The organism is Streptosporangium sp. NPDC006007 (assembly GCF_040614315.1).
GTDB lineage: Bacteria > Actinomycetota > Actinomycetes > Streptosporangiales > Streptosporangiaceae > Streptosporangium.
Genome location: NZ_JBEXUG010000001.1, coordinates 17,806 through 44,798, shown reverse-complemented (window position 1 = coordinate 44,798; position 26,993 = coordinate 17,806). Strand labels below are relative to the sequence as shown.

At 71.5% G+C, this 26,993-nt stretch carries 27 protein-coding genes and 1 pseudogene; 14 read left to right on the top strand and 14 right to left on the bottom strand.

What is annotated here, in order from left to right; translation table 11 throughout:
* The 4 genes from ABZ194_RS00230 (at nt 1) to ABZ194_RS00215 (ending at nt 4,465) form a co-directional block, all read left to right on the top strand.
* Nucleotides 1–1,425, top strand: a complete 1,425-nt coding sequence (locus ABZ194_RS00230; RefSeq protein ID WP_355589882.1) for an amino acid permease — start codon at nt 1–3, stop codon at nt 1,423–1,425.
* Complete coding sequence (locus tag ABZ194_RS00225) at nt 1,422–2,330, top strand: universal stress protein (RefSeq protein WP_355589879.1); 909 nt, start codon at nt 1,422–1,424, stop codon at nt 2,328–2,330. Before ABZ194_RS00230 ends, ABZ194_RS00225 begins: the two co-directional genes overlap by 4 nt.
* Before the next feature lie 271 nt (nt 2,331–2,601).
* Nucleotides 2,602–3,096: a transcriptional regulator gene (locus tag ABZ194_RS00220; RefSeq protein ID WP_355589876.1), complete on the top strand. Its 495-nt coding sequence runs from the start codon at nt 2,602–2,604 to the stop codon at nt 3,094–3,096.
* 151 nt (nt 3,097–3,247) lie between these two features.
* Entirely contained in the window at nt 3,248–4,465 is a 1,218-nt protein-coding gene (locus ABZ194_RS00215; RefSeq protein WP_355589873.1) for a PP2C family protein-serine/threonine phosphatase, read from the top strand.
* Between the two features lie 143 nt (nt 4,466–4,608).
* Here the strand turns inward: ABZ194_RS00215 and ABZ194_RS00210 are convergent, their stop codons facing one another.
* The 3 genes from ABZ194_RS00210 to ABZ194_RS00200 form a co-directional block, all read right to left on the bottom strand.
* Nucleotides 4,609–5,055, bottom strand: coding sequence for an SAV_6107 family HEPN domain-containing protein (locus ABZ194_RS00210; protein WP_355589870.1), 447 nt, complete (start codon nt 5,053–5,055; stop codon nt 4,609–4,611).
* Nucleotides 5,055–5,240: a hypothetical protein gene (locus ABZ194_RS00205; protein WP_355589867.1), complete on the bottom strand. Its 186-nt coding sequence runs from the start codon at nt 5,238–5,240 to the stop codon at nt 5,055–5,057. The genes ABZ194_RS00210 and ABZ194_RS00205 overlap by 1 nt, the downstream gene beginning before the upstream one ends.
* 518 nt (nt 5,241–5,758) lie before the next feature.
* On the bottom strand, nt 5,759–6,556 hold the full coding sequence (locus tag ABZ194_RS00200; protein ID WP_355589864.1) for a L,D-transpeptidase family protein: 798 nt from the start codon (nt 6,554–6,556) through the stop codon (nt 5,759–5,761).
* Nucleotides 6,557–6,676: 120 nt separating this feature from the next.
* On the opposite strand from ABZ194_RS00200, the gene ABZ194_RS00195 reads away from it, so the two are divergent.
* Both ABZ194_RS00195 and ABZ194_RS00190 read left to right on the top strand, forming a co-directional pair.
* Nucleotides 6,677–7,156 (top strand): YbaK/EbsC family protein, encoded by a 480-nt coding sequence (locus ABZ194_RS00195; protein WP_355589861.1) that lies wholly within the window; start codon nt 6,677–6,679, stop codon nt 7,154–7,156.
* Nucleotides 7,157–7,273: 117 nt separating this feature from the next.
* The gene (locus tag ABZ194_RS00190; RefSeq protein WP_355589858.1) at nt 7,274–7,840 is read left to right on the top strand and encodes a GNAT family N-acetyltransferase; all 567 of its coding nucleotides are present in this window, start codon (nt 7,274–7,276) and stop codon (nt 7,838–7,840) included.
* Between the two features lie 9 nt (nt 7,841–7,849).
* Here the strand turns inward: ABZ194_RS00190 and metF are convergent, their stop codons facing one another.
* Nucleotides 7,850–8,782 carry a methylenetetrahydrofolate reductase [NAD(P)H] gene (gene metF, locus ABZ194_RS00185; protein ID WP_355589855.1) on the bottom strand — a complete coding sequence of 311 codons (933 nt, stop codon included), beginning with the start codon at nt 8,780–8,782 and terminating at the stop codon, nt 7,850–7,852.
* A gap of 156 nt (nt 8,783–8,938) precedes the next feature.
* Here metF and ABZ194_RS00180 point away from each other — a divergent pair, with 156 nt between their 5' ends.
* Nucleotides 8,939–10,006, top strand: a complete 1,068-nt coding sequence (locus tag ABZ194_RS00180; RefSeq protein WP_355589853.1) for a polyprenyl synthetase family protein — start codon at nt 8,939–8,941, stop codon at nt 10,004–10,006.
* Between the two features lie 43 nt (nt 10,007–10,049).
* Here the strand turns inward: ABZ194_RS00180 and thiE are convergent, their stop codons facing one another.
* Genes thiE through ABZ194_RS00165 form a run of 3 tightly spaced genes read right to left on the bottom strand, consistent with a single transcriptional unit; the run spans nt 10,050 to nt 12,263 of the window.
* The gene (gene thiE, locus ABZ194_RS00175; RefSeq protein ID WP_355589850.1) at nt 10,050–10,688 is read right to left on the bottom strand and encodes a thiamine phosphate synthase; all 639 of its coding nucleotides are present in this window, start codon (nt 10,686–10,688) and stop codon (nt 10,050–10,052) included.
* Complete coding sequence (locus ABZ194_RS00170; protein ID WP_355589847.1) at nt 10,666–11,040, bottom strand: Rv2175c family DNA-binding protein; 375 nt, start codon at nt 11,038–11,040, stop codon at nt 10,666–10,668. The genes thiE and ABZ194_RS00170 overlap by 23 nt, the downstream gene beginning before the upstream one ends.
* A gap of 50 nt (nt 11,041–11,090) precedes the next feature.
* Entirely contained in the window at nt 11,091–12,263 is a 1,173-nt protein-coding gene (locus ABZ194_RS00165; RefSeq protein ID WP_355589844.1) for an FAD-dependent oxidoreductase, read from the bottom strand.
* Nucleotides 12,264–12,597: 334 nt separating this feature from the next.
* Here ABZ194_RS00165 and thiO point away from each other — a divergent pair, with 334 nt between their 5' ends.
* The 4 genes from thiO (at nt 12,598) to pknB (ending at nt 16,855) form a co-directional block, all read left to right on the top strand.
* Complete coding sequence (gene thiO / locus ABZ194_RS00160; protein ID WP_355589841.1) at nt 12,598–13,848, top strand: glycine oxidase ThiO; 1,251 nt, start codon at nt 12,598–12,600, stop codon at nt 13,846–13,848.
* Between the two features lie 31 nt (nt 13,849–13,879).
* The gene (gene thiS / locus ABZ194_RS00155; RefSeq protein WP_355589838.1) at nt 13,880–14,080 is read left to right on the top strand and encodes a sulfur carrier protein ThiS; all 201 of its coding nucleotides are present in this window, start codon (nt 13,880–13,882) and stop codon (nt 14,078–14,080) included.
* 14 nt (nt 14,081–14,094) lie between these two features.
* A complete protein-coding gene (locus tag ABZ194_RS00150; RefSeq protein ID WP_355589835.1) occupies nt 14,095–14,853 on the top strand; it encodes a thiazole synthase in 759 nt (252 codons plus the stop codon).
* Nucleotides 14,854–14,929: 76 nt separating this feature from the next.
* On the top strand, nt 14,930–16,855 hold the full coding sequence (pknB, locus tag ABZ194_RS00145) for a Stk1 family PASTA domain-containing Ser/Thr kinase (protein WP_355589832.1): 1,926 nt from the start codon (nt 14,930–14,932) through the stop codon (nt 16,853–16,855).
* A 147-nt stretch (nt 16,856–17,002) separates the two neighbouring features.
* On the opposite strand, the gene ABZ194_RS00140 is transcribed toward pknB, so the two are convergent.
* Both ABZ194_RS00140 and ABZ194_RS00135 read right to left on the bottom strand, forming a co-directional pair.
* Nucleotides 17,003–18,274: a glycerate kinase gene (locus ABZ194_RS00140; RefSeq protein ID WP_355589829.1), complete on the bottom strand. Its 1,272-nt coding sequence runs from the start codon at nt 18,272–18,274 to the stop codon at nt 17,003–17,005.
* 211 nt (nt 18,275–18,485) lie between these two features.
* Nucleotides 18,486–19,706, bottom strand: coding sequence for a transposase (locus ABZ194_RS00135; protein ID WP_355589826.1), 1,221 nt, complete (start codon nt 19,704–19,706; stop codon nt 18,486–18,488).
* Nucleotides 19,707–19,728: 22 nt separating this feature from the next.
* Between ABZ194_RS00135 and tnpA the strand changes: the two genes are divergently transcribed.
* The gene (gene tnpA, locus ABZ194_RS00130; protein ID WP_355590534.1) at nt 19,729–19,962 is read left to right on the top strand and encodes an IS200/IS605 family transposase; all 234 of its coding nucleotides are present in this window, start codon (nt 19,729–19,731) and stop codon (nt 19,960–19,962) included.
* On the opposite strand, the pseudogene ABZ194_RS00125 reads toward tnpA, so the two are convergent.
* Nucleotides 19,947–20,375: pseudogene (locus ABZ194_RS00125) on the bottom strand ((2Fe-2S)-binding protein); the annotation flags it as partial. The gene tnpA and the pseudogene ABZ194_RS00125 overlap by 16 nt on opposite strands.
* Complete coding sequence (locus ABZ194_RS00120) at nt 20,375–21,250, bottom strand: FAD binding domain-containing protein (RefSeq protein ID WP_355590531.1); 876 nt, start codon at nt 21,248–21,250, stop codon at nt 20,375–20,377. The gene ABZ194_RS00120 and the pseudogene ABZ194_RS00125, both read right to left, overlap by 1 nt.
* Before the next feature lie 347 nt (nt 21,251–21,597).
* On the opposite strand from ABZ194_RS00120, the gene ABZ194_RS00115 reads away from it, so the two are divergent.
* Nucleotides 21,598–22,455 (top strand): deoxyribonuclease IV, encoded by an 858-nt coding sequence (locus ABZ194_RS00115; RefSeq protein WP_355589823.1) that lies wholly within the window; start codon nt 21,598–21,600, stop codon nt 22,453–22,455.
* A gap of 434 nt (nt 22,456–22,889) precedes the next feature.
* Here the strand turns inward: ABZ194_RS00115 and ABZ194_RS00110 are convergent, their stop codons facing one another.
* From ABZ194_RS00110 to ABZ194_RS00100, 3 genes are all read right to left on the bottom strand, one after another.
* Nucleotides 22,890–23,648 carry a LytTR family DNA-binding domain-containing protein gene (locus ABZ194_RS00110; RefSeq protein WP_355589820.1) on the bottom strand — a complete coding sequence of 253 codons (759 nt, stop codon included), beginning with the start codon at nt 23,646–23,648 and terminating at the stop codon, nt 22,890–22,892.
* A gap of 75 nt (nt 23,649–23,723) precedes the next feature.
* Nucleotides 23,724–24,911: a histidine kinase gene (locus ABZ194_RS00105; RefSeq protein WP_355589817.1), complete on the bottom strand. Its 1,188-nt coding sequence runs from the start codon at nt 24,909–24,911 to the stop codon at nt 23,724–23,726.
* A 48-nt stretch (nt 24,912–24,959) separates the two neighbouring features.
* Nucleotides 24,960–25,580, bottom strand: coding sequence for a molybdopterin-dependent oxidoreductase (locus ABZ194_RS00100; protein ID WP_355589814.1), 621 nt, complete (start codon nt 25,578–25,580; stop codon nt 24,960–24,962).
* Nucleotides 25,581–25,885: 305 nt separating this feature from the next.
* Here ABZ194_RS00100 and aroF point away from each other — a divergent pair, with 305 nt between their 5' ends.
* Complete coding sequence (gene aroF, locus ABZ194_RS00095) at nt 25,886–26,923, top strand: 3-deoxy-7-phosphoheptulonate synthase (protein ID WP_355589811.1); 1,038 nt, start codon at nt 25,886–25,888, stop codon at nt 26,921–26,923.
* The last annotated feature ends 70 nt before the right edge of the window (nt 26,924–26,993 follow it).

The window sequence follows — 26,993 nt, the reverse complement described above, 5'->3', positions numbered from 1 at the left end:
ATGACTTCCGTGGCGCAACGGTTGTTCCGCACCAAGCCGGCCGAGCAGATCGTCGCCGAGGGGGGCCACGGCGAGGGCGGCGAGTTGCGCCGGACCATGACCCTGTGGCAGCTCACCCTCTTCAGCGTCGGCGCCACGCTCGGCACCGGCATCTTCGTCATCCTCGGCCAGGCGGTGCCGAAGGCGGGTCCCGCGGTGGTCGCAGCCTTCGTGATGGCGGCGATCACCGCCCTGTTCTCGGCCCTCTCCTACGCCGAGCTGGCCGGAACCATCCCGGTCTCCGGATCGTCCTACTCCTACGCCTACGCGACCCTGGGCGAGCTGGTGGCGTGGGTGTGCGGCTGGTGCCTGATGCTGGAGTACGCCGTCTCGGTGGCGGCGGTGGCGGTCGGCTGGGGAGAGTATCTCAACCACTTCCTCCAGGACCTGTTCGGCCGGCAGCTGCCGGCCTCCATCACCCACTCCCCCGGTGACCAGGGCGGCGTGTTCAACCTCACCGCGATCCTGATCGTCTTGCTGGCCACCTGGCTGCTGCTCCGCGGCGCCTCCGAGAGCGCCGGCGCCAACGCGGTCTTCGTGCTCATCAAGATCGCGGTGCTGGCCTTCTTCTGCGTCGTGGCCTTCAGCGCCTTCAGCACGGGCAACCTGACGCCGTTCGCCCCGATGGGCGTCGCCGGCATCACCGCCGCCGCCTCGCAGGTCTTCTTCTCCTACATCGGCTTCGACGCGGCCTCCACCGCCGGTGAGGAGGCCAAGAACCCCAAGCGGGACCTGCCCCTGGCGATCATCCTCTCCCTGGCCGTCGTCACGGTCGTCTACGTGCTGGTGGCGCTGGCCGCCGTGGGCGCCATGCCCTGGCAGGAATTCAACCCGCACACCACCGAGGCCAGCCTCGCCCTGATCGCCGACCAGGCCACCGGCGCCACCTGGCCGGGCGTCATCATCTCCTTCGGCGCGGTCGTCGCCATCGCCAGCGTGGTCCTCACCGTGCTGTACGGCCAGACCCGCATCCTGTTCGCGATGTCGCGCGACGGCCTGATACCGGAGATCTTCGAGAGGGTGAACCCGCGCCGCCAGGTGCCGGTCGCCAACACGCTCATCGTCGCCGCGTTCGTCTCCGTGCTCGCCGGGTTCATCCCACTGGGCCAGCTCGCCGAGGCCACCAGCATCGGCACCCTGTTCGCCTTCGCCATCGTCAACGTCGGCGTGCTGGTGCTCCGCCGTACCCAGCCCGACCTGCCCCGCAGCTTCAGGACGCCGTTCTTCCCCGTCACGCCGATTCTGGGAGTGATCTGCTGTGTGGTCGTGATGCTGGGGCTGGCTGGCGTGACCTGGCTGGCCTTCACGATCTGGATGGTGGTCGGCCTGGCCGCCTACTTCCTGTACGGCTATCGCCACTCGCGCCTCAACCGGAGCGTCCGATGAAGATCGAACACATTCTCGCCGGATTCATCCCCGAGCAGCGGGGCCGGGACGGGCTGGCGCTGGCCACGCGGATGGCCAGGCAGACCGGCGCCCGGTTGACGGTCGCCCACATCCACGCGCCCGCCTGGCCCATCCCCGGCCCCGGCAAGATCGACGCCGAGTGGCGGGCCTATGTGGCCGGCCAGGCCGCCGAGACCCTGGAGCAGGCACGCAAGGCGCTGACGGACGTGACGGACGTGCCGATCGAGTACGTCTTCCGCGGTCATCGGGGCAGCGGGCGCGGCCTGGTCCAGCTCATCGGCATGATCAAGGCCGACGTGGTGGTCATCGGCTCGGCCCCGGGAGGCGGCCGGGGCCGGATCCGGATCGGCAGCACCGCGGACCAGCTCCTGCACGCCTCACCGGTGCCCGTGGCGCTGGCCCCCCGGGGATACGCCGACGAGCCGCCGTCCAGGCTCCGGCGGCTGACCATGGCCTACCGGCGCGACCCCGCCTCCGACGAGGCGGTACGGCAGGCATTCACCCTGGCCGCGCAGATGGACGTTCCGCTGCGGCTGATCACCCTGGTGGTGAGCGGGGGACGGCAGGAGAAGGTCGAGGAGGAGATGCTCGACCGGTTCAGGGAGAAGGTGGCGGCCGACCTCAGGGCGGCCGCCCGGGGGCGGCGGCGCGTCGAGGTGGAGGTGCGGGTGCTGGAGGGCAGGAACGTGGCGGCGGCGCTGGCGGGCACCGACTGCGAGGGGTCGATAGTGGTCTGCGCCTCCAGCGAAACCGGACCTCTGCGCAGGGTCTTCCTCGGTGACGTCTCCCTGAAGATCATACGCTCGGCGCCGTGCCCGGTGATGATGCTGCCCAGGAATCCCCCCAGGAAGCCCGGATCCCCTCGGAAGCCCGAGAAACCATGATGATTCACTATGTGCAGTGGGACAAGCACGGCGTTTGAGGCGGACCGCATCGGATCGGATTCACCATCTTTTTTCCAATCAGCTTGACCTTAGGCGCCCACAGCTTTACCGTCACTGTCCGTAACCACACCTCGCGACGTTATCGGGTAAAGCCCGACGCTTCGGTCACCGAAGGTGCCTACCCCGGGCGCCAACCCGGTGGTTGGGGCATAAGTTGCGAGGGAGCACAATCAACTGAAAGCAGTACATAACCGAGCCGGGGGGCCACAGGATGCCGTCTGAATACGCCAAGTCGCTGGGTGCAAGACTCCGCGCCATTCGCACCCAGCAGGGCTTGTCCCTGCACGGGGTAGAGGAAAAGTCCCGCGGTCGCTGGAAGGCCGTTGTCGTCGGCTCCTACGAGCGCGGAGACCGCGCCGTCACGGTGCAGAAGCTGGCCGAACTGGCGGACTTCTACGGTGTGCCGGTCGGCGAACTGCTGCCCGGCGGCACCGCGCCGAGTCCGCTCGGCCCGACACCGAAGCTTGTGATCGACCTTGAGCGCCTTGCCCAGCTCCCCAAGGAGAAGGCGGGTGCGCTGGCACGTTACGCGGCCACCATCCAGAGCCAGCGTGGCGACTACAACGGCAAGGTGCTGTCCATCCGTCAGGAGGACCTGCGCTCGCTGGCCGTGATCTATGACAAGTCCCCCAGTGAGCTCACCGAGGAGCTCATCAGCTGGGGCGTTCTGGACCCCGAGGCACGCCGAGCCGTCGAGTCCTTCTGACCGCCCGTCCGCTCGTGGGTACGCCCTGGCGCGGCGTGCCCACCTGCCGGAGGTCTTGCTCTCTCGTTAGAACATGACCCGCACCCCACCACGGATGACCATCGCTGTGGTAGGAAAAGGCAAACATGGCATTTAACGAGATGTGGTGGACATGGCCCGGGGAGAGGATCGCCACGATCACTCTCAAACACGCCCGAAGGGCCGCCTCGCCGCGGCCAGGGCGGCACTGGGGTCGACCAAGACCCGTGCCTTCCTGCGGCTGCTGACCTCCGTCGGGGCGGGCAGAACCCAGGAGATCCTGAGACTTCTGCCGTTCGTCGTCATGGCCCTGGTGGCCCTGGTCGACTTCGGCTCCGGCCCGACCTACGGCCTCCTTCCGCTGCTGGCCCTCGGCCCGGCCTTCGCCAGCGTGGCCTGCGGCCTGGGCAGGACCACGGTGATCGGCCTCGTCGCCATGGCGCTCTGCGTGGTGCTCGGCCTCTACAACGACATCCTCTGGATGCCCCGTACCAACATCACCATGGTGGCGATCCTCGGCGTCACCGTGGCCAGCGTGCTGGCCAGTGCCGGACGGCTCCGCCACGAGCGGCAGCTCGCCGACGTCCGCTCGGTGGCCGAGGCCGCTCAGCGGGTGCTGCTGCGGCCGGTGCCGCGCCGGGCGGGGCCGGGGATCGGCGTGGCCGTCTCCTACACCTCGGCGACCGCCGAGGCCCGCATCGGTGGCGACCTGTACGAGGTGGTCACCACCCCGCACGGGGTACGGGTCATCGTGGGAGACGTCCAGGGCAAGGGCCTGGAGGCCGTGGAGACCGCCGCGGTGGTGCTCGGCGCCTTCCGGGAGGCCGCCCACGACGAGGCCAAACTCCAGGGTGTGGTGTCCCGGCTGGAGAACGCCCTGACCCGGGAGCTCTCCGGCGAGCAGTTCGTCACCGCCATCCTGGCCGAGATCACCGAGCTGGCCGAGATCACCGGGGACACCTCCATCACCGTTATCAACTGCGGCCACCCGGCGCCCATGGTGCTGGCCGCCGACGGCCGGCGCTGGTTCGCCGATCCGCCGGACGAGGCGCTCCCGCTGGGCATGGGCTCGCTGAAGGCGAGCGAACCGGAACCGCACCAGATCCCGTTCGAGCCCGGCGACCAGGTCCTCTTCTACACCGACGGTGTCATCGAGGCCCGCGATGGAACGGGCCAGTTCTATCCGCTGCCGGCCAGGGCCTATCTGCTGAACGGCGCCGACCCGCAGCACGCGCTGGACGCCCTCCGGGCCGACCTGCTCCGCCATGTGGGCCGGCCGCTGAGCGACGACGCCGCCATGCTCCTGCTCCGCCAGCGCGCCGCCTGCCCCGCGGCCTCCTCCGCCGCCTGAGACCACCGAAGGTCTTCTGACGTCTCCCCCCGGAGACGGAGACCGCCGCCCCGGCGGCGCACGGAGCCCGCCCCGCGGGTCGTCTTCGTCGTCGCGGCGACCACCGCCGCGCTCTGACCCCGCCGGCCCTCGGACGGAAACCTCTAGCCCGCCAGGGGCACGCGGGTCGGCAGCGTGGCCTGGGCGGGCAGGCCGAGCAGCCCCTCCACCACGGTGACGAACCGCTCCGCCTCGGAGATCAGCTCCTCGGCGTCCCGCGCCGACACCACCCGGGTCATTCCCGCCTCGGCCGAGGCGCGCTTGGCCGCGCTCATCTCGAAATAGGGCGCCCACTCGGCCAGCCGGGGCTCGGCCTCGGGCAGCAGCTCCCACGCGCTGCGCAGCCTGCGCCTGCGGCCGTCCATCGGACGTGGCCTGGCGGCCAGGATCGCGGCCGCGGCCCGGAGCGCCGCCAGGTGGGCGGCGACGTAACGACCGGCGGAGGTCCGCGCGGCGGCCGCCTCCTCAAGACAGTCACGCGCGTCGGTCAGGTGTGCCCGCACCGTGGACGACAGCCGGGGCCCGTCGGAATCGCTGAGCCGAGGGATCATCACATCTCCTTGAGCGTGGAGACCTCCGCCTTCGGGCGGAGGAGGAAACGCTGCGCGGTGCCGGGCGGTCCGGTGGGGTGCCCGGCGACGGCGGTGACCGGGCCGCCGCACGTGTGGTCGGCAGCGTCCTCGCCGCCGGGCGGGCGGAGAGACGGAACGCCCGTGGAGCCGGGGTAAGACCTCAACGAGAGACTCTCCTCTCTGGCGGGCGGCCGGCGGTGAGGCAGGACCCCCACGCGGGTGACCGCGGGGATCCCCCTCGATCACGAGGGGGAGGGTGTCACGTGCCTCAGCCTCCTTGGTCGCGAGCGGCTCCCGGCGATTTCGCCGGTCAGGTCAACACTCGCAGACCCCACCGACAAATCGCCGGACGGCCGGACGAGGAGCTTCCCCTCTCCCCGTCCGCCCCGACCTGGTCCGACCGTCTTGGCCGACGGCGGGAGGCAGGGGGCCGCCCTGGACGCGAGCCGCAAATCTCACGTCATTACATCGAACATAAATTCGATCACTCATAGTGTCAAGTAAGCCCACGAACAAAAGTTCGATCTTCCATGAGACGGCAAAACCCCGGGAGATCGAGATCTCCCGGGGTCTGCCACCTGCGACCGCCCGATTCCTCGTGCTCCGGCGCCGTCCCGGGGCGGGCCGGGCCATCCCGAGCCGGGCCGGGCCGCCACCGGGCGCGGCTGACGGACGGGCGCGGCTAACGGACGAACCTCCCCCGCACATGCACCGGCACCCCGGTGCCGAGCAGGCCGGGCAGGATGGCCGCCACGTGCATCGGCAGCCGCACGCAGCCGTGCGAGGCCGGCGCCGGCGGGACCGACAACGCGCCGTGGAAGGCGATGCCGCCGTTGAAGAAGATCGGGTTGTAGAGCTGTCCCAGGTAGGACTTGTGCCAGCCCTTCCTGCGCCAGGTCGTCTTGAAGTCTCCCGTCGGCGTGCGGGCGTCGCCGCAGAACCTCTGGGTCCTGCCCTCCCAGGTGGCCGTCTCGCAGTACGGGATCCCGCTACCGGAGGAGATGTGGCTGACCAGCCTCACCCGGCCGCCGGCGTAGAGGACCACCACCTGCTGGGTGAGGTTCACCTCGACCCTGGTCGGCCCGCCCTTCGGCACCAGCACCCTCGGGTTCCGGGGGTTCTCTAGAGCGTTCCAGGTCCGGCGCGCCACGGTGCTGGTCAGGGGGATCAGGTTGACCTTCTGGAAGGCCCAGAGCGCGGCCTGGGTCGCCCCGCCGTACTGTCCGTCGATCTTGCCGGGTTCGTAGCCGAGCTCCTTCAGCCTGGTCTGGAGCACCTTGACCACGGCTCCCCTGGCTCCCAGCCTGAGCGTCTTGCCGGGTGCGACGAACGCGGTGGTCCCGGCCCGCGCCGCGGCGACCGGGGCCGTCACGGTGCCGGTCCGGGCGTTCGCGACGCCGAGAGCGGAGCCGGAGGAAGACAGGAACACGGCTCCCGCCGTCATCAGCGCGGCCACTCCGAGCCGCCGTCCAACGCCCACCTGAAATCATCCCCTTGTATCACTAAAGCCCAGACCAACGGACCATAGCGCACGAACCTCTCATCTCCCATCAAGGGTTATGAAGAGGTAATCCATTGGCAAACTGTTTAGAGTGACCGGGTGCCCGAAAAGTTGCATCCCAACGTCGAGAAGGTCGCCGCCGCCCTGCGCGAGCACGGAGTCGCCGGCGAGATCACGGTGTTCGCCGAGGCCACCCCGACCGCGGCGACCGCCGCCGCCCAGCTCGGCTGCGAGGTCGGCGCCATCGCCAACAGCCTGATCTTCGACGCCGGCGGGGAACCCCTACTCGTCCTCACCAGCGGCGCCCACCGGGTGGACACCGGTCTGATCGCGGAGACGGCCGGCGCGGCGAGGGTACGGCGGGCCACCCCCGACTTCGTCCGCGCCGCCACCGGGCAGGTCATCGGCGGCGTCGCCCCGATCGGCCACCCCGCCCCCATCAGGACACTGGTGGACGTCTGGCTCGACAGGTACGAGGTGGTCTGGGCGGCGGCCGGTCACCCGCACACGGTCTTCCCGGCCTCTTTCGCCGAACTGGTCCGCGTCACCGGCGGGACTCCGGTGAAGGTGGAGCGGTGACCTCCGCCCGGCTCGGCCCACCGGTCTGAGATATGCGAAATACTTGGCGAAATCCCCAGCAGCGCTTGGATCCCGCCGGACGGCCCCCGCCGGGTCGGCCCTGCTAGGGTGCGTTGCGTGATCGGCCTGCGACGGATCGGCCCCGACGAGTTCACCGCGCGGCTGGACGTGGTCCTCGACATCTACACGGCGGCGATGCGCCCACCCGCCGATCAGCTCACCGGGCGAAAGGCGATCATGGGAAACCACGCCGTCCACCCGGGGTTCACCTGCCTGTTCGCCGAGCGCGCCGACGGGACGCCGGTGGGAGCCGCCTACGGTTTCCACGGCGCCCCCGGGCAGTGGTGGCACGACGTCGTCCGCCGGGCGATGACCGAGCGGAACGGCGCGGAGAGCGCGAACGGCTGGTTCGGCGACGCCCTGGAGATCGCCGAGGTGCACGTGCACCCCGACCATCAGGGCGAGGGCATCGGCCGGGCGATGGTCACCGGCCTGTGCGAGGGCCGCCCGGAGCGCACCGCCGTACTGTCCACCCGTGACCAGGCGACCGCGGCGCGGCACCTCTACCGCAGCATCGGCTTCGCGGACCTGCTCACCCGGTTCGTCTTCCCCGGCGGCTACGAACGGTACGCGATCGTCGGAGCCGTGCTCCCCCTGGCCCCGGCCTCCCGCCCCCGGGGATAGCCCGCGCGGTCAGACGGCCAGCCGGGTGGGCTCCGGGGCGACGTCGAGGGCCTGGAAGACCTCGCGGGTCGCACTGGAGCGGTTGAAGGTGATGAAGTGGATCCCGGGCACGCCCTCATCGAGCAGGGTCTGGCACAGCTCGGCGGCGTGCTCGATGCCCAGCCGGCGGACGGCGGCCGGATCACCGGCGACGGCCTCGAACCTCGCCGCCACCTCGGACGGGAACGGCGCTCCCGACAACTGCTCGGACCGGGCGATCGTGCTCATCTGGGTGACGGGCATGATGCCGGGGATGATCGGGGTGTCGCAGCCCCTGGCGGCCACCCGGTCCCGGAGCCGGAGGTAGTCCTCGGCCCGGAAGAACATCTGGGTGATCGCGTAGTCGGCGCCCGCGCGGCACTTGCGCACGAAGTGCTCGGTGTCGGCCTCCATCGAGGCCGACCGGGGGTGCTTGTAGGGGAAGGCGGCCACTCCGACGCAGAAGTCGCCGGACTGGCGGATCAGCCGGACCAGTTCCTCGGCGTAGAGCACCCCCTCGGGGTGGCGGACCCACTCGCCGGTCACGTCGCCGGGCGGGTCGCCCCGCACGGCGAGAATGTTGCGCACCCCGGCCCCGGCGAACCGGCCGACCAGGTGGCGCAGCTCGCGGATGGAGTGGTTGACGGCGGTGAAGTGGGCCACCGGGGTCAGCGTGGTCTCGTGGGCGATCCGCTCCACGATCTCGACCGTGCGGTCGCGGGTGCCGCCGCCCGCGCCGTAGGTGACCGAGACGAAGGTGGGACGGAGCGCCTCCAGCTCCCGGATGGCCCGCCAGAGCTGCCGCTCCCCCTCGTCGGTCTTCGGTGGACCGAACTCGAAGGAGAACGACCGGCCACCGTCCGCGAGAAGCTCGCGGACGGTCGGCACACGATCGGGAAGGACGGACGGGCGACCCAGAGCCATATGCCTAGAGTACTGGCCCGCGCACCGGCCGCCACAACCGTGATCGCACCGGCACCCCGCCCACCCCCTTAAACCTCGCGTATACCGCAATGTCGTAGATGTCTTCACACGGCTCCACATATAGGAGGTTTCGCACCAGGCCGATAATCTCGACGCATGACCACTTCCGCAGCCGCGCTCGACACCATCCGTTACGAAGTGGACCGGTCCCTCAAGGAATTCGTCGACCGTCAGCGGCCTCAGGTCAGTGCCCCGGAGCTGGCTCCGTTGCTCACCGCCGTCGAGGAGTTCGTGGCCGGCGGCAAGCGGCTGCGGCCCGCGTTCTGCTACTGGGGCTGGCGGGCCGCGGGCGGCGGCGACGACCCCGCCCTCTTCACCGCCGCCGCGTCACTCGAACTGCTCCAGGCCAGCGCCCTGGTGCACGACGACGTGATGGACGCCAGCGACCTGCGCCGGGGCATGCCGTCGGCGCACCGCAGGTTCCAGGCGCTGCACGAGAAGGAGCGCTGGCGCGGCTCGGCCGAGCAGTTCGGGGAGGGCGCGGCGATCCTGCTGGGCAACCTGATGCTCGTCTGGTCCGGCGAGATGTGGCGCGGCAGCGGCCTGCCGCCGGACTCCCTGGCCGCCGCCCAGAAGGTCCACGACCACATGCGCACCGAGATCATGTGCGGCCAGTACCTGGACCTGCTGGAGCAGGCCCACTGCGAGAACACCTTCGACAGCGCGCTCCGGGTCGCCCTCTTCAAGAGCGGCAAGTACTCGGTGGAGCAACCGCTCCGGCTCGGCCTGGTGCTGGCCGCCGAGGGGCGTGAGCCGTGGATCGACCGGCTCTGCGAGGGGTACGGCCAGCGTGTCGGCATCGCCTTCCAGCTCCGCGACGACATCCTGGGGGTGTTCGGCGACCCGGCGGAGACCGGCAAGCCCGCCGGGGACGACCTGCGGGAGGGCAAGCGGACGATGCTCATCGCCCGCGCGCTCGCCACCGCCTCCCCGGCCCAGGCGGAGACGGTGCGGACCACGCTCGGCGATCCGGGGCTGGACGGGGCCGGGGTCGGCCGTCTGCGCCGGATCATCGAGGAGACCGGCGCGCTCGCCGCCTGCGAAGAAATGATCAAAAACTATCTGGAGAACGCCCTGGTCTCGCTGGAGGACGCCCCGATCACCGCGGAGGCCCGTACGGCCCTGACCGCTCTGGCGGTGGCCGCGACATCCCGGCGCACCTGAGGGACGTCCCGGCCGGGGACACCGGGGACGGTGGCGGGGGTGGTCAGCCGCCGGTCAGCCGCCGGCGGAACTCCCCCGCGACCGCCTTCGGGTCGTCGGCCTCGGTGATGGCCCGCACGACCACGACCCGGCGCACGCCGTACGACATGACCTCGTCCAGGTTGCCGAGGTCGATGCCGCCGATGCCGAACCAGGGCCGCTCCGTGCCCAGTGCCGCGGCGTGCCGCAGCAGGCCGGGGCCGGGCGCGGACCGGCCCGGCTTGGTGGGCGTCGGCCAGATCGGGCCGCAGCAGAAGTAGTCGACTCCGGGCTCGACGGCCGCCGCCGACACCTCCTCGGGGGCGTGAGTGGAACGCCCGATGAGGATGTCGTCGCCCAGCAGGTCGCGCGCCACCGGCACCGGCAGGTCGCCCTGGCCGAGGTGGAGCACGTCGGGCCGGGCCGCGTAGGCGATGTCCGCCCGGTCGTTGACCGCCAGCAGCCGGCCGTGCCGGTCGCACGCCTCGCGGAAGACCTCAAGGAGCGCGAGCTCCTCTCGCGCCTCAAGGCCCTTCTCGCGCAGCTGAACGATGTCGACGCCGCCCGCCAGGGCGGCGTCGAGGAAGTCGGCCAGGTCCCCCCGGTCGCGGCGCCCGTCCGTGCAGAGGTAGAGGCGGGCGTCAGAAACCGAGGGCCTGGGCACGTCTCTTGACCTCGGTGTGGCGGCCCGCGACGATCGCGTCCACCGGGGACCCCGGAAGGGTCTCGTCGGGGGTGAAGAGCCAGCGGAGCGACTCGACGTCGTCGTATCCGGCGTCCAGCAGCACGGTGAGCGTGCCCGGCAGCCCCTTCACGACGTCGTCGTCGGCGAGGAACACGGCCGGAACCTGTGGCTCGCCACCGCCCCTTCGCACTCCGATGAGCTTGCGGTCCTTGAGAAGTTGCTTCGCGCGACCGGCGCTGAGGTTGAGCCTTCCGGCCACCTCGGTCAAGGTGAGCCACTCGCCCACCAGCTGGTCGGTCTCCCGGTCGATCTGCGCAACAGAAAGCGTCACGAATCCACCACTACCACATCGAGCCCTTCGCCAAACCCCGGGCGGCGAGGTTACGCCACCGTGCAGTCGCGCAACGCTACCGCAGGGTCGGCCAGGCGATCGACGTCGAGCCGCTGCCCGCCCTCGATGAGACGGCGTCCCTGGAGCAGGTCGCGGGGTCGGTTCACCGCGAGCACCGCGGCGAGCCTGTCGTCCTCGGCCATCCAGCAGACCCCCCACCTGGCGTCGGCGGCCGGGTCGCCGCGCAGCACCGGGCGGCCGCCGCCGTGGTGACCGGCGTACTGCACCATGTGGCCGAACTGCTCGGACCAGAAGTAGGGCACCGGGTCGTAGACCGCGTCGTCGCCGAGCAGCGCGGCCGCGGCCACCTCGGGGGCGCTTAGCGCGGTGTCCCAGTGCTCGACCCGGAGGCGGCGGCCGTAGCGGCGCGACCACCAGGCCGCGCAGTCGCCCACCGCGACCACCCCCGGCAGCGAGGTGCGCAGGTGCTCGTCGGTGACGACCCCGTCGTCGAGCTCGACGCCGGAGCCGGCCAGCCACTCGACCGAGGGCCGCACGCCCACGCCGGTGACGACCACGTCGGCCTCGATCCTGGAGCCGTCGGCCAGGGCCGGCCCGCCGAGGTCGACGGAGGCGACCGCGGTTCCCAGGCGCAGGTCCATGCCCGCCTGGGCGTACCAGGAGGCGGTGTAGGCGCCGACGGGGCCGAGGGCCGCGGCCAGCGGGCCGGCTCCGGCCTCGACGACGGTCACCTCGCAGCCGGCCCGGCGGGCCGCGGTGGCCACCTCGGCGCCGATCCAGCCGGCGCCGACGACGACGACCCGGCTGCCCGCGGTGAGCAGGGCGCGCAGCGCGAGCGCGTCGTCGATGGTGCGCAGCACGTGCTGCGGCCCCTCGCCACGCAGCCGGATCGGGCGCGCCCCCGTGGCGATGACCAGCCCCTGGTAGGACAGCTCTCCCTCGGTGGTCTCCACCACGCCGGGGCGCAGCCCCTTGGCCGCCACCCGGGGGCGGAAGTCGACCTCCAGGGCGTCCAGGTCCGAGTCCACGATCGTGGAGTCGGCCCCGCCCAGCAGGACGGACTTCGACAGCGGCGGGCGGTCGTAGGGACGGTGTGCCTCCTCGCCGATCAACGTGATCGTGCCGGCGAACCCTCGGGCCCGTAACGCCTCGACACTGCGCACGCCGGCCAGGCCGGCGCCAACCACCACGACATGATTCACAACTCACGAGCCTAAGCGCCCAGGCCGACCCTCTGCCATTGGCTGTTTGATAACGAAAACGGTATTTAGCTCGCATCCGCCGCAGTGAGTGTGTTGTACCAACCCTTAGGGTGGAAGCGAACAAGACGCGCGGGAGTCCGGAACGCACCGGGCTGAGAGGAGGGCTACGGAGCGGCGGAGAGCGCCGCGAGCCGATGACGTGCGGAGAGGACCGCGCCGGGCAGGCGCGGATCGGCACGGAACCGGTGAGCGACGGTCCGGGCGCGACCGTAAGCGGGCCCTCGACCGCCACGAACCTGATCCGGGTCATGCCGGCGAAGGGAGCGGAGCACGCATGGCACATCACCGCGACACATTCGACCTGCTCATCGTCGGCGGAGGCGTGATAGGGCTGTCGGTGGCGTGGCGCGCGGCCGGAAGAGGCCTGAGGACCGCGGTGGCCGACCCCGCCCCCGCCTCGGGGGCCTCGCACGCGGCGGCGGGCATGCTGGCGCCGGTCAGCGAGGTCACCTACACCGAGGAGCCCCTCCTGCGGCTGGGCCTGGCCTCCCTGGCCAGATGGCCGTCCTTCGCCGCCGAGCTGGCCGCCGAGGGGGGCCTCGACCTCGACTACCGCGCCGACGGAACCCTGGACGTCGCCTTCGGCGCCGACGACCTGGCCGCGCTGGACGACCTCGCCGCGTTCATCGACAAACTCGGGCTGCCCGCCGAGCGCCTCACCGGCCGCGAGTGCCGCCGCCTGGAGCCGATGCTCGCGCCGTCCGTCCGCGGCGGCCTGCTGGCGGGCGGCGACGCCTGGGTGGATCCCAGAAGGGTCACCAGGGCGCTCCTGGCCGCCTGGGAGCGGCTGGGGGGCGTGCTGATGCGTTCCCGGGTGACCGGACTGGAGACGGCCTCCGGAGCGGTCTCCGGGGTACGGCTGGCGACCGGCGAGACCGTCGGCGCCGACCGGGTGATCCTGGCGGCCGGGGCCTGGTCCCCGACGCTGGAGGGGCTGCCGCCCGAGGTGGTGCCGCCGGTGCGGCCGATCAAGGGCCAGATCGTACGGCTGCGCTCCCCGGCGCCCCTCCTGGGGCGGTGCGTGCGCGGCGTCGTGCACGGCTCGCACGTCTACCTGGTGCCGCGCAGCGACGGGGAGCTCGTGGTCGGGGCCACCCAGGAGGAGATGGGCTTCGACACCCGGGTGACGGCCGGAGGGCTCTGGGAGCTGCTGCGCGACGCCAGGGAGCTCGTCCCCGGCGTCACCGAGCTTGAACTCTCCGACGTGGTCGCCGGACTGCGCCCCGGCACCCCGGACAACCTGCCGCTGGTCGGCCCCACCCTGCTGCCCGGGCTCTCACTGGCCACGGGGCACCATCGGGGCGGGGTGCTGCTCGCCCCGCTCACCGCCGATCTCTGCCTGGCCGATCTCCGCCTCACCGGCCCCGCCGGCCCCGCCGGTCCCCGTCCCGGCTCCGGCTCCGGCTCCGGCTCCGGCTCCGGCTCCGGCGAGACGGACGGCGAACTGTCGGCGATCTGCTCCCCCCTCCGTTTCCAGGAGCACCGCCGACCTCCTCTCCAGGCTCTCCAGGCTCTCCGGGGCTGAAGCCCGGCCTCCCCACACTCCAGGAGCACCATTGAACGTGACGATCAACGGCGCGATCCACGAACTGCCCTCCGGGGCCACCGTGACGCAGGCCGTACAGAGGCTGACCGGGGTCAGGAGCGGCGTGGCCGTCGCCGTGAACGGCGAGGTGGTCTCGCGCGGCGCGTGGGACCTCACCCCGCTCGCGGAGGCGGACCGGGTCGAGGTGCTCACCGCGGTACAGGGAGGTTGAGGACGTTGAACGACATGGGTGACGATCTGACCATCGGCGGGGAGAAGTTCTCCTCCCGGCTCATCATGGGCACCGGCGGCACCCCCTCACTTGAGGTGCTGGACCAGGCGCTCGCCGCCTCGGGCACCGAGCTGACCACGGTCGCCATGCGGCGGCTGGACCCCACCGCGCGGGGGTCCGTGCTCGACGTGCTGCGCGGGCGCGGCATCAAGGTCCTGCCGAACACCGCCGGCTGCTTCACCGCCGGGGAGGCGGTGCTGACCGCGAGGCTGGCCAGGGAGGCGCTGGAGACCGACTGGGTCAAACTGGAGGTCATCTCCGACGAGCGCACCCTGCTGCCGGATCCCATCGAGACCTTCGACGCCGCCGAGCGGCTGGTCGCCGACGGGTTCGTGGTGCTGCCCTACATCGGCGACGACCCCGCCCTGGCCCGCAGGCTGGAGCAGGCGGGCTGCGCGGCGGTGATGCCGCTGGGCGCGCCGATCGGCTCGGGGCTGGGCATCCGCAACCCGCACAACATCGAGCTCATCGTGGAGTCCGCGAAGGTGCCGGTGATCCTCGACGCCGGGATCGGCACGGCGAGCGACGCGGCCCTGGCGATGGAGCTGGGCTGCGACGCGGTCCTGCTGGCCACCGCGGTGACCAGGGCACAGCGGCCGGACCTGATGGCCCAGGCCATGCGCTCGGCGGTCGTCGCGGGCCGGCTGGCCCGGCTGGCGGGGCGGATCCCGCGCCGCCGCTACGCGGAGGCGTCCTCCCCCATGGTTCCGTAGGAAACAGTCAACTTCTCCGCATCGGTTTGGAACAGCTGGACCCTGCGAGCGCCAAATCGCCCGTAAACTCTGCCGGGTGGACACGACGCTTACGGACCCCCTGGTCGGGAAACTCCTGGACGGGCGTTACCGCGTTGAGTCCCGGATCGCCCGGGGCGGTATGGCAACCGTCTACCTGGCTCTGGACGTCCGGCTCGACCGCACGGTCGCCGTGAAGGTGATGCACCGCTCCCTCGCCGAGGACCCCTCGTTCGTGCGGCGGTTCATCGGCGAGGCCAAGTCGGTGGCAAGCCTGTCGCACCCCAACGTGGTGCACGTCTTCGACCAGGGGACCGACGGGGACAACGTCTACCTGTCGATGGAGTACGTCCCCGGGCGCACCCTGCGCGACGTGCTCCGCACCCGGGGCAGGCTGCCCGCCCGCGAGGCCCTTGAGGTCATGATCCCGGTGCTCGCCGCGCTGGGCGCCGCGCACCAGGCGGGGCTGATCCACCGGGACGTCAAACCGGAGAACGTACTGCTCGCCGACGACGGGCGGATCAAGGTCGTGGACTTCGGCCTGGCCCGGGCGATCGAGGCGACGAACCAGACGCGGACCGGCGTCATGATCGGCACCATCGGCTACATGTCACCCGAGCAGGTGACCGCCGGGTCCGCGGACGCCCGCAGCGACGTCTACGCGGCCGGGATCATGCTGTTCGAGCTCCTCACGGGCCGCCAGCCGTACGAGGGCGACACACCGATGTCGGTGGCCTACCGGCACGTGCACGACACCGTGCCCGTGCCCTCGACGCTGCTGCCGGGCACCTCTCCGCTGCTGGACACGCTGGTGGCCCAGGCGACGGCCCGCGACCCCGCGAACCGCCCGGTGGACGCCACCGCGCTACTGGTCGCCGCGGTGGAGGCGCACCGGATGCTGCCCAGGGAGAGCGGCCCCGTGCCGTCCGTCCCGGGCGGTCTCGCGCGAAGCCCGGCCGCGGCACCGCCGCAGGCCAACCACACCCTGATTCAGCCGCGCGGCGAGATGCCCACCGGCCCCGCCTCCGACCCCGCGTCCCCGCCCGTTCCCCCGACGCGGGCCGAGAGGTTCACCCCGAACCGGTTCGTGATCGCGCTGGCCGTAATGATGGTGATCGCGGTCGGGGTGACCGGCTGGCTGTTCTCCCAGAACACCTTCATCACGGTGCCCCTCCTCATCGGCAAGAACGTCACGCTCGCCGAGGGTGAGGCCCGGCGGCTCGGCTTCGTCGTCGAGGTCGGCAAGCCGGAGTACGACGAGAAGGTGCCCAAGGGCAACGTGATACGGACCGACCCGGTGGCGGGCACCGAGATGGACGAGAAGTCCAGACTCCTCCTCATCACCTCGGCGGGCCCCAAGCGGATCGCCGTGCCCAACGTCGTGGGCATCAGCGAGGCCGAGGCCAGGTCGAAGCTGGCCGAGGCCGGGCTGGTCGTCGACAAGGTCAGGAAGCTGCCCAGCGAGACCGTACCGCGTGGCCAGGTGATGCGGACCAGTCCCGCCGTGGGAAACCAGGTCAGGGAGGGCAGCAAGATCGATCTGGCGATGAGCGCCGGTCTGGTCGCCCCCGACCTCCAGGGCATGCTCCGCGACCAGGCCGACTCCTTCCTGCGCGGCGCCGGCTTCGTGCCCGAGTTCGTGGAGCAGACCGACTCCGCCCAGCCCTGCACGGTCATCGCCCAGGATCCGCAGCCCAACGCGGAGATCGACAAGGGCGCCGTCATCCGGCTCACCCTGTCCCAGTGCGACAACGGCGAGTGGCACTGGCCGTGGGAGAACAACGGTGAGAACGTCACCGACGGCAGCCTCATCGTCGTCCCGAACGTGATGTTCAAGGACGTCAAGGCGGCCCGCGACGAGTTGCGCGCCTCGGGGGTGAAGGTGCGGGTGCGCAAGGGGCTGGGCAGGGGCCGGGTCCTGGCCCAGCGCCCGCCGGGCGGTCAGCAGGTCCCGCCGGGGACCGAGGTGACCCTCTGGCACTGATGGCACCGATGGCGCCGAGCCTCCCGTGCTCCGCCCGCCGTGTACCCACGCGGCCGAGACCCGCGACGGCGGCGTCTCCCGGTCCGCCCGGCGCACGGCCGGTCGCCGGAAGGGCCGCCCCCGCCGCGACGGGCGTCCGGACCCGCGTCAGAGATGCCTCTCCGCGACCCTGCGGGCGAGCCTTTCGAGCAGCGGGCCCGCGTCGGAGACGCATCGGGCCGGGTCGGGTTCGATGTCGGTGAGCGCGTAGGCGGCGGTCACGCCCGCCGCGTTCAGCTCATCGTCGCCGAGGGCGCGGCGGCCGCAGACCGCGACGACGGGAACGCCCGCCTTGGCGGCCGCGGCCGCGACCCCCGCGGGGGCCTTGCCCCGCAGCGTCTGCTCATCCAGCGACCCCTCACCGGTGACGACCAGGCGGGCGCCCCTGAGCCGGTCGTGGAAACCGAGCAGGTCGAGCAGGTGGTCGATCCCGGGCCGGAACTCGGCCCCCAGGAAGGCCAGGGCGGCGAAGCCCGTCCCTCCGGCGGCACCCGCGCCCGGCTGGGCGGCCACGCCCATCGGGCGGACCACGCCGTCGTGCTCGATGGCGCCCACCAGCCCGTGGGTGTGCGCGGCGACGGCGGCGAGCCTGGCGAGTGCCCGCTCCAGCACTTCCACGTCCCCGGGGCCCGCCCCCTTCTGCGGCCCGTAGACGGCGGCGGCGCCGTACGGGCCCAGTAGGGGGTTGTCCACGTCGGCGGCGACGACGAACTCGACGCCGTCCATAACGACAAGTCCCGATTTATCAATTTTTTCCAGGTCGAGCAGGGCGGCACCACCGGGTGGCAGCTCCCGCCCGGCGGCGTCCAGGAAACGGACGCCCAGCGCCCGCATCATGCCCGCGCCGCCGTCGGTGGAGGCGCTGCCGCCGAGCCCGAGCACGATCCGCCGCGCGCCCCGCCGTACGGCATGGGCGATCAGCTCACCGGTGCCGTGACTCGTCGCGGTCAGCGGCGCCCGCTCGACCTCGCCGGTCCCGGAAAGCCCCTCCCGGACGGTCGGCAACCGCCGCAGGCCGGACGCCTCGGCCAGTTCCACGACCGCCGTCGGCACATCTCCGCCGACGTGGGCGGTTCCGGGAGCCCCGGTGTCCCCGGTGAGGCCGGCGGCTCCGGCGGCTCCGGCGGCTCCGCTGTCGCGCCAGGCGTAGGCGGCGCGGACGGGGTTGCCGGCGGGACCGGTGACCTCGACCTCGACGCGGGTGAACCCGCAGGCCACGACCGCGTCCACGGTGCCGTCACCGCCGTCGGCCACCGGCAGCGTGACCGTGGCGACGTCCGGGCCGAGACCCGCGGCCACATGGGCCGCGACCTCGGCCGCGGTCAGCGACCCCCTGAACTTGTCCGGGGCGATGACGACGTGTCCCGACGAGTGAGACAACCCTGCTCCCCTGATAGGAAAAGGCCGGGCAGGCGACCCCGCCGACGCGGGTGGAAAGCCCGGCACACCGAACGACCATCATCGCACCCGGACGGCCGGGCGCTCAGGCCACGGGCGGGCGCGGCGGGCGGCGGTGGTCACGGGGACGCCGCCTTCCGTGCCGCGGCGAGCCGTACGGCGTCGAGGATCTTCTCTTGACATCCTCTCCGCCCTAAAGGGCGGAGATTCCCGCCTGCCGCGTGGGCTTCGGGTGGGTTCCTGCTTCGCCGCGCCGCGCCGGGACAAGTCCCGGTCTTACCCGCGCTCCACAGTCGTTTAGTCTCTCCGCCTGCCCGGCGGCGAGAATGTTGATCGCCGCGTTGACGTCCCGGTCGTGCGCGGTGCCGCATGGGCACACCCATTCCCGGACGCTCAGCGACATCGATTCGGCGATGGTGCCGCATGCCGAGCACAGCTTCGACGATGGGAACCATCGGTCGATCCTTCCGAGGTACCTGCCGTGTCGTGCGGCCTTGTACTCCAGCATGCCGACGAACTGCGACCAGCCCGCATCGTGCACGCTCCTGGCCAGCTTCGTACGCGCCATGCCGGACACGGCCAGGTTCTCCACGTAGACCGCTTGGTTGTCGCGGATCAACGAGGTGGAGAGCTTGTGTGCCCAGTCTCGGCGTGTGTCGGTCACCTTGGCGTACGCCTTCGCGACCTTGAGCTTGGCCTTCTGCCGGTTCGCCGAGCCCTTCGCCTTGCGGCTGAGGGCTTTCTGTGCCTTGCGGAGCTTTTTGGCCGCACGCCGAAGGATGCGCGGATTCGCCACCTTCCGGCCGTCCGAGGTGATCGCGAAATGAGTGAGACCCAGGTCGATACCGATCTCGGAGTCTGTCTCGGGCAGCGGCTGGTGCGAGGTCTCGACGACGAACGATGCGAAGTATCGGCCCGCCGAGTCCTTGACCACCGTCACCGACGATGGATCGGACGGCAGTGATCGGGACCAGCGAACCGGCACATCCCCGATCTTCGGCAGGCGCAGCCTCCCGCCAGGGGTGACCTTGAACTTGGCGTTCCCGGTGAACCGGATCGCCTGCCGGTTGTCCTTGCGCGACCGGAACCGGGGCGGCGCGACCTTACGCCCCTTTCGCCTCCCGGAGATCGAGGCGAAGAAGTTGCGGTAGGCGGTGTTCAGGTCGGCGAGCGCCTGCTGAAGCACCACCGCCGAGACCTCGCCCAGCCAGGCGCGCTCCGGGGACTTCTTCGCCTCGGTGATGACCCGCTTGGACAGCTCCCCGTCCGAGACGTACGGCAAGCCCTGCTCGCGGGCGTCGGTCCGTGCGCGCAGCCCGTCGTTGAACACCGTCCGCGCGCACCCGAACGCCCTGGCCAGCGCTTGACGCTGACCCGGCGTCGGGTGGAGGCGGAAGTTGTAACGAAGCCGCACCCCATGATCTTATCATTGGTTTATGGCAGATTATGAAGATATCAGGACTGGTAGACACTGCGTTTTTGTGCTGCATGCGCATTTGGTTTTCGTGACCAAGTTCCGGCATCGGGTATTCACGGGCAGCCACCTGGAACGCATGAAGCAGATCATGCGCGACGTGTGCGCGGACTTCGAGACCGAGCTCGCCGAGTTCAACGGCGAGAGCAACCAGGTCCATCTGCTGGTGAACTTCCCGCCCAAGATCGCCCTGTAGCCGGTGCACCGGCACAGGTTGCCCGCCAGCGCCTCGCGGATCTCGGCGTCGGAGGGCAGCGTGATCCGGGCGATGAGATCGTGGGCCTGTACGACGAGGCCCGGGGTGCAGAAGCCGCACTGCACGGCCCCGCACTCGATGAAGGCCTCCTGGACCGGGTCGAGCCGGCCCCCCTCGGCCAGCCCCTCGACCGTGCGGATCTCACGCCCCCGCGCCTGACCGGCCGCGACCAGGCAGGCGCAGACGGGGAGGCCGTCGAGGTAGACCGTGCAGGAGCCGCACTCGCCCTGCTCGCAGGCGTTCTTGGAGCCGGGCAGGCCCATCCGCTCGCGCAGGACGTACAGTAGGCTCTCGCCCTCCCAGACGTCGTCGGCCGTCTCCTCACGGCCGTTGACGGTGAAACCGACTCGCATCAGTCGGCCCTCCTGTCGAAGTTCCCCGATCGCAGGTCGTGCCAGGCCCAGGTCAGGGTACGCCGTGCCATCACGGCGACGGCGTGCCTGCGGTAGGCGGCGGTGCCTCGGACGTCGTCGATCGGCGAGGTGGCCCGCGCGGCCAGCTCACCGAAGCGGGTGAGCAGCGCGGGGGTGAGCCCGGCGTCCCAGTCGAGCTCCGCGCCGAGGAACTCCTCGGCCGCGACGGCCCGGCGGGGGGTCGGGGCGGCCGAGCCGACGCCGGTGCCGACCCGCCGCTCACCGGGGTGGAGCGCGAGCGCGAAGGAGCAGACGGCGATCACCATGGCGTTGCGGGTGCCGACCTTGGAGAAGTACTGCGGGCCGCTCGCCGGGCTCATCCAGAACGCCCGGATCAGCTCGTCGGCCTCCAGTGCGCTCTGCTTGACGCCGAGGTAGAACCCGGCCGCGGGGATCATCCGCACACCCCGGGCCGCGGACTCGACCTCGACGACGGCGTTCCCGGCGAGCAGCGGCGGGTGGGCGTCCCCCGCGGGCGAGGCGGCGCCGAGGTTGCCTCCCACGGTGCCCCGGTTGCGGATCTGCGGTGAGCCGACCGTCCGCGCGGCCTGCGCCAGGCCGGGCAGCAGGTCCCCGAGCTCGGTGATCACCCGCGCGTACGGCACGCCCGCTCCGACCCGTAGCCGTCCGTCCGCCTCACGGGTCCACCGGGCGAGCTCGGCGACCCGGCTCAGGTCAAGCAGCGCGGGCGGGCGGCGGACGTCGAAGTTGAGCTCGACCATGACGTCGGTGCCGCCCTGGACGGGAACCGCCTCGGGCAGCCCGGCCTTGGCCGCCAGGGCCTCCGCCCACGTGGCGGGCTGTAGGAACTCCATGGTCGCCGGGCCCCCCGGGGTGGAATTCGTCTGGGACATGTGAGCAGTACACACACCGTTGCCACAGCGGGTCCAGCACCGGGAACCCCAAGTACGGCAGAGGTCTCTCCCGGGTTGCCGCATCCATTCCCAAAGCAGGACGATCCGGACGGCCTCCCGGGCTCGGCGGAGCGCTCTGACACTGCTCGGCACCCGGCGGGGCGATCCGGCGGTTTCCCGGGCTTGGCGGCGGAGCCCTCGCCACTGACGGCGGTGGCCGCGGCGACGGGAACGGTGGTGACGACGGGAACGGTGGTGGTGGCGGTGGCCGGAGGGACGCTGACGGCGACACCTAAACTGGCACCACCATGACTTCTCCTTCCCTCATCGGCGGACACGTCTCCGTGACCGGTGGACTCGCCAGGGGCGGCCTGCGGTGCGCCTCGGACATCGGCGCCGAGATGATCCAGGTGTTCGTCACCAACCCCCGGGGCTGGGCGCTCGCCGCGGGCGATCCCGTCCAGGACGCCGCGCTGCGCGACTCGGGCATGCTGTCCTTCACGCACGCGCCGTACCTCGTCAACATGGGCTCCCCCTCTCCGGAGACGCTGGAGAGGTCGGTGGTCACCGTACGGCACAGCCTGCTGCGCGCCCACGCGATCGGGGCCCGGGGCGTGGTGGTCCACACCGGGTCGGCGGTGAGCCAGTCCCGCGACGCCGCGATGCGCCAACTGCGCGAGCGCCTGCTGCCCCTGCTGGAGGAGATCCCCGAGGACGGCCCGGATCTGCTGCTGGAGCCGATGGCCGGCCAGGGCGCGATGCTCTGCGCGACCGTCCAGGACCTCGAACCCTACCTGGCGGCCCTTGAGTGGCACCCGAAGGCGGGCGTCTGCCTGGACACCTGTCACGCCTTCGCCGCCGGTCACGACCTGTCGACCGCCGCGGGGGTCCGCGAGACCCTCGACGCCCTGCACGCGCTCGCCCCCGGGCGGCTCAGGCTGATCCACGCCAACGACTCCAAGGACGCGTGCGGCTCCAGGAGGGACCGGCACGAGAACATCGGCGCGGGCCACATCGGAGCCCTGCCCTTCGCCCTCCTGATGGGCCACCCGGTGGCCGCCGGAGTGCCGCTCTGCATCGAGACTCCGGGCGGCGCCGAGAAACACCGCGAGGACATCGAGACGCTGAAGAAGCTCCGCGACGGCGCCCAGCCGCCGACCGGCTGAGGTCGGCGGCCTCGAAGGTGGGACGGAACGCCCGCCGTTCGTGATCCGGCCGCCCCCGTGTGGCCGGATCACGGTCCGGCCCGCGGGCTAACGCGGGCGGTCCGTCCCACCGGAGGTCGCCGGGCCCCTCCCCCGGTTCAGGGCCCGACAGCGGGTGACCGTGTCCACTGCCACCCGGAGGGTTCCGCGCTCCAGGTCCTGTCCGAGCCTCGCGGCTCCGACTCCCCGATGCTGCGGGTTTGGCTCTCCGATGAAGGGAACACTAGAGGGACGCCCCGGGGGGCGACCCCTCCTTCACCACCGGCGCGATTAACGGTCAGTAGTCGTCGACGTACGGGGGGCGACGGCGCGATGAGCGGCCCGCCCCAGGCGACGAGCGGTCGGCTTCCGGACCGGCGGGCCTCCAGCACCCTCCCGGACCGGCGGACCGGAGGCTACCGGGGCGAGCCGGGTGGCGGGGGGCGGTCCTGGGTCTGGCGGACGAGTTGCTCGCGCACCCGCCGGGTGTGGCGGCGGCTGACCGGGAGTGTCTCCGCGCCCACCCGCAGCGTCACCCGGCCGCCGTCGAAGTTCATCTCGCTCACGTGCCGGGTCGAGACCAGCGTGCTGCGGTGCACGCGGATGAAGCCCGCCCCGGCCCAGCGGCGCTCCAGCGCGGCCAGGGACATGCGCACCAGGTAGTTGCCGTCCACGGTGTGCAGCCGTACGTAGTCGCCCTTGGCCTTGGCGAATCGGACCGCCTGCTGGGCCACGAACCGGGTACGGCCGCCCAGCTCGACCGGGATGACGTCGTCGGGGTCCGGCTCGCCGGTCGTCGCCGCCGCGCACTCCAGACGCCGTACGGCCTCCGCCAGCCGGTCGGGCCGGACGGGCTTGAGGAGGTAGTCGACCGCCTCCAGCTCGAAGGCGCGGACCGCGCAGTCCTCGTGGGCGGTGACGAACACCAGCCGGGGAGGGTTGGGGAAGCCGGCGATGAGCCGGGCCAGGTCGAGGCCGTCCAGGCCGGGCATCCGGATGTCGAGGAAGACCCCGTCGAGCCGCTCGCCCGCGCCGATCATCTGGACCATGACCTGGAGCGCGGCCACGCCGCCGGAGGCGGTCGAGACGTGCTCGATGCGGGAGTCCCGGCGGAGGAGGTAGGCCAGCTCCTCCAGCGCGGGGACTTCGTCGTCAACGGTCAGGACTCGCAACATGGCCCCACGCTGCCCGCAAACCACGCCCTCCGCAAGAGACGCGCTAACTTTAGGTAATATTTTGACTACAAATAGCTATTTCCGGCGGGGAGACTTGGGTAAGCGCAGCCGTACCGTGGTGCCCGCCCCGAGCGCGGTCTCCACCACCAGGCCGTAGTCCTTGCCGTAGATGTGCCGGAGCCGCACGTCCACGTTGGCCAGGCCGATGCCACCCTCGCCGCGCTCCTGGCGCGAGCTGTCGAGCAACAGCCTGGCCCGTTCGGGGTCCATGCCCAGCCCGTCGTCCTCGACGGTGACGTGGGCCTCGCGACCGGCGTCCCAGGCCAGCACCCGCACCTCGCCGGAACCACCGGTGGCGGCCATGCCGTGTTTGATGGCGTTCTCCACGAGTGGTTGCAGGCAGAGGAACGGGACCGGCACCGACAGCACCTCGGGCGCCACCCGGACGGTGAAGCGGAGCCGCTCACCGAACCTGGCCCGTTCCAGCAACAGGTAGCGGTCGACGCAGTGCAACTCGTCGGCCAGGGTGGTGAAGTCCCGCTCGCGGCGGAACGCGTACCGGGTGAAGTCGGCGAAGTCCATCAGCAGCTCGCGGGCCCGCTCGGGATCGGTGCGGACGAACGAGGCGATGGTGGTCAGCGAGTTGTAGATGAAGTGCGGGGAGATCTGCGCGCGCAGCGCCCGCGTCTCGGCCTCCATCGCCCGCTGCCGCGAGGAGTCGAGTTCGGCCAGTTCCAGCTGGCAGGAGACCCAGCGAGCCACCTCGGTGACGGTGCGGACCAGCGCGGGGCCCACCTCGGCGTCGTAGGCGGCCAGTGCGCCGACCACCCGGCCGTCCACGGTGAGCGGCACGATGGCCGCGGCCCGGATCGCGCACCCCGGAGTGCCGCAGGTGAGCGCGCCCCCGGTCACCACCCGCGACCGGCCCGAGGAGAGCACGGTGCGGGCGTGCTCCGGCGCGTGATCGCGGTGGCAGTCCGCCTCCCCGTCCCAGGCGAGCACCCCGTCGGCGTCCGTGACCGCGATCGCACTGGTGCCCAGGAGCGTGCGCAGGTGGCGGATCGCCTTGCGGGCGGAGTCGCGCGTCAGGCCGGCGCGCAGCGATGGAGCCGCCAGCGCGGCGACGTGGAGGGTGGCGAAGGTGGTCTCGTCCGGCAGGCCGTCTTCCCCCGAATGGCGTGGAGAGGCCTGTCGCCGGCGGGGCAGGATGAATCCCAGGAGAGTGCTGACGGCGCAGAGCAGCGCCCAGACACTGGTCGACATGCGGAAAACCGTAGTCAACCCCGGCTGTCAATCAGGGGAGAATACCGATCACGGTGGCCCTTCACCCGGTTCCTCCTGATAGGAGTAACGCTGCTCCCGCCAGGGGTCGGCGACGTTGTGATAGCCGCGCTCCTCCCAGAAGCCGCGCCTGTCCTCCAGGAGATACTCCACGGCGCGCACCCACTTGACGCTCTTCCAGGCGTACAGGTGCGGGACGACCACCCGGACGGGGAAACCGCGTTCCGGGGAGATGGGCCTGCCGTCCAGCTCCAGGGCGAACAGCGTGTGGGCGCCGGAGAAGTCGCTCATCCGCACGTTGGCGCTGTAGCCGTACTCGGCCCAGATCATCACGTGCCTCACCTCCGGGGCGGGCGGAGCCAGCTTCATCAGGGTCTCCGCGGACACCCCCCGCCACTCGTTTCCCATGATCGAGAACTTCGTGACGCAGTGGAAGTCCGCGATGACCGTGGTGCGCGGCAGTTCGGAGAACCGCTGCCAGTCGAACCGGTGCGCCCCACCCGAGGCGGTCGCCCCCATGACCTGGAACTCCCACGTCGCCGGTCGGAAGGCGGGCACCCGCCCATAGTGGATCACCGGGTGTCCCCGGGGGACGTACTGACCGGGAGGCAGGCGGGTCTCCTCCCCTGAAGGTTCGGACTGCTCCACCACCACTCCCCTCGCCGGTTCACCGGTTCCCGACTACAGGGGGCAATCCTGCCATCGCGTCTCCGGCTCGTCGGCGGCGGCCACCTGGTAGCGACCCCGGACCACCGAGGTCGTCCCGGCCGTGCGCTACCATTGCCCGCGATGCGTACTGCGTTCTGGTTTTGGTATGGCGACGGACCCGTGGGTCGGACCGTTCGCCGCCAGATGCTGCGCTGACAGCCAGGCGAACGGAAGGCCCCGGGTCCGGATTACGGACCCGGGGCCTTCTGCTTTCACGGACCCCTTGGTCGAACAATCGGAGGAGAGACATGGTCATCGTCATGGGCCCCGACGCCACACAGGATGACGTCGAGGCGATCGTCGAGGTCATCGGCACGGCGGGCGGCGACGCGTTCGTCAGCCGGGGGGTGAGCCGTACGATCATCGGCCTGGTGGGCGACGTCGACCAGTTCAGCGCGCTCGACCTGGGCGGGATGCGCGGGGTGGCCGACGTGATGCGGGTGACGGCCCCCTACAAACTGGTGAGCCGGGACAACCATCCCGAACGGTCCACGGTCCGGGTCGGCGGCGTGCCGATCGGCCCCGGCACGGTCACCCTGATCGCCGGCCCGTGCGCGGTGGAGACTCCGCGGCAGACCCTGCAGGCCGCCGAGATGGCCAAGGCCGCCGGGGCCACCCTGCTCCGTGGCGGCGCCTACAAGCCGCGCACCTCTCCCTACGCCTTCCAGGGGCTGGGCGAGGCGGGGCTGCGCATCCTCGCCGACGTGCGCGAGCAGACCGGGCTGCCCGTGGTGACCGAGGTCGTGGACGCCCACGACGTCGAACTGGTCGCCTCCTACGCGGACATGTTGCAGATCGGCACCCGTAACGCGCAGAACTTCGCGCTGCTGCAGGCGGTCGGCGGGATCGGCAAGCCGGTCATGCTCAAGCGCGGCATGAACGCCACCATCGAGGAGTGGCTGATGGCCGCCGAGTACATCGCCCAGCGCGGCAACCTCGACATCGTGCTGTGCGAACGCGGCATCCGCACCTTCGAGACGGCGACCCGCAACACCCTCGACGTCTCCGCGGTCCCGCTCGCCCAGCGCCTGTCCCACCTGCCGGTCATCGTCGACCCGTCCCACTCCGGCGGTCACCGGACCCTGGTCCTCCCGCTCACCCGCGCCGCCATCGCGGTCGGCGCCGACGGTGTGATCATCGACGTCCACCCCCACCCCGAGCAGGCCCTCTGCGACGGCCCCCAGGCCCTGGTCGACGGCGACCTGGCCGAGCTCTCCGAGGTGATGCGCGACTTCCCGCCGCTGCTCGGCAAGACCGCGACCGGCGACGCCCTCACCTCCGCCTGACCCCCGTCCCCCTCATCCGTCCCTCCACCCGACCTCCGTCCACACCCGCCCCCACCCCCGTCATGGGCGT

What these genes read in the sequence shown, in the direction of transcription:
- ABZ194_RS00230 (WP_355589882.1), top strand. Translation starts at nt 1, where the DNA reads ATGACTTCCGTGGCGCAACGGTTGTTCCGCACCAAGCCGGCCGAGCAG.
- ABZ194_RS00225 (WP_355589879.1), top strand. Translation starts at nt 1,422, where the DNA reads ATGAAGATCGAACACATTCTCGCCGGATTCATCCCCGAGCAGCGGGGC.
- ABZ194_RS00220 (WP_355589876.1), top strand. Translation starts at nt 2,602, where the DNA reads ATGCCGTCTGAATACGCCAAGTCGCTGGGTGCAAGACTCCGCGCCATT.
- ABZ194_RS00215 (WP_355589873.1), top strand. Translation starts at nt 3,248, where the DNA reads ATGGCCCGGGGAGAGGATCGCCACGATCACTCTCAAACACGCCCGAAG.
- ABZ194_RS00210 (WP_355589870.1), bottom strand. Translation starts at nt 5,055, where the DNA reads ATGATCCCTCGGCTCAGCGATTCCGACGGGCCCCGGCTGTCGTCCACG.
- metF (WP_355589855.1), bottom strand. Translation starts at nt 8,782, where the DNA reads ATGGCTCTGGGTCGCCCGTCCGTCCTTCCCGATCGTGTGCCGACCGTC.
- ABZ194_RS00180 (WP_355589853.1), top strand. Translation starts at nt 8,939, where the DNA reads ATGACCACTTCCGCAGCCGCGCTCGACACCATCCGTTACGAAGTGGAC.
- thiO (WP_355589841.1), top strand. Translation starts at nt 12,598, where the DNA reads ATGGCACATCACCGCGACACATTCGACCTGCTCATCGTCGGCGGAGGC.
- ABZ194_RS00150 (WP_355589835.1), top strand. Translation starts at nt 14,095, where the DNA reads ATGGGTGACGATCTGACCATCGGCGGGGAGAAGTTCTCCTCCCGGCTC.
- tnpA (WP_355590534.1), top strand. Translation starts at nt 19,729, where the DNA reads ATGGCAGATTATGAAGATATCAGGACTGGTAGACACTGCGTTTTTGTG.
- ABZ194_RS00120 (WP_355590531.1), bottom strand. Translation starts at nt 21,250, where the DNA reads ATGGAGTTCCTACAGCCCGCCACGTGGGCGGAGGCCCTGGCGGCCAAG.
- ABZ194_RS00115 (WP_355589823.1), top strand. Translation starts at nt 21,598, where the DNA reads ATGACTTCTCCTTCCCTCATCGGCGGACACGTCTCCGTGACCGGTGGA.
- ABZ194_RS00110 (WP_355589820.1), bottom strand. Translation starts at nt 23,648, where the DNA reads ATGTTGCGAGTCCTGACCGTTGACGACGAAGTCCCCGCGCTGGAGGAG.
- ABZ194_RS00105 (WP_355589817.1), bottom strand. Translation starts at nt 24,911, where the DNA reads ATGTCGACCAGTGTCTGGGCGCTGCTCTGCGCCGTCAGCACTCTCCTG.
- aroF (WP_355589811.1), top strand. Translation starts at nt 25,886, where the DNA reads ATGGTCATCGTCATGGGCCCCGACGCCACACAGGATGACGTCGAGGCG.